Origin of the sequence: Corallococcus praedator (assembly GCF_003612125.1) — a bacterium.
GTDB classification, from domain to species: domain Bacteria; phylum Myxococcota; class Myxococcia; order Myxococcales; family Myxococcaceae; genus Corallococcus; species Corallococcus praedator.
Window position 1 is genome coordinate 1 of sequence record NZ_RAWI01001050.1, and the last position, 442, is coordinate 442.

General features: G+C 69.2%; 1 protein-coding gene. It reads right to left on the bottom strand.

Going from position 1 to position 442, the window contains the following annotated elements:
- Nucleotides 1-12: 12 nt before the first annotated feature.
- The coding region (locus D7Y13_RS46435) for a M20/M25/M40 family metallo-hydrolase (RefSeq protein ID WP_167508830.1) at nucleotides 13-442 on the bottom strand (430 nt) is incomplete at its 5' end.

The following is a 442-nucleotide window of genomic DNA, read 5'->3' on the forward strand; positions in this document are numbered from 1 at the left end:
CCTACCGGGCGGTCACGGGATGGTGAGGTCGGTCGGTTGACCGGACCCGGCCCGCAGCGCCGTCAGGGCGGAGTTGACCATCAGCCGGATACCGACACTGATTGCCTGCTCGTCGATCTCGAAGTACTCCGAGTGCAGATCCACCCGTTCCCCGGTGCCGTCCCAGACGCCGAGCCGGGCCAGCGCGCCGGGCACGTGGTCCAGGTACTCGGCGAAGTCCTCGGCGCCGGTGGATTGCTGGGCCGCCCGTACCGCCTGGGCGCCGACCGAGGCCACCACCCCGGCCTGCAGCATGCCGGTGCAGATCGCGTCGTTGTCCACCGGCGGCACGCCGCGAAGGTAGACCAACTCGTAATCCACCTGGAGCGGGGCCAACAGATCCGCGATCAGCTCACGGATCAGTTTCTCCGCCCCGTCCCAGGAGGCCCGTTCCATCATCCGC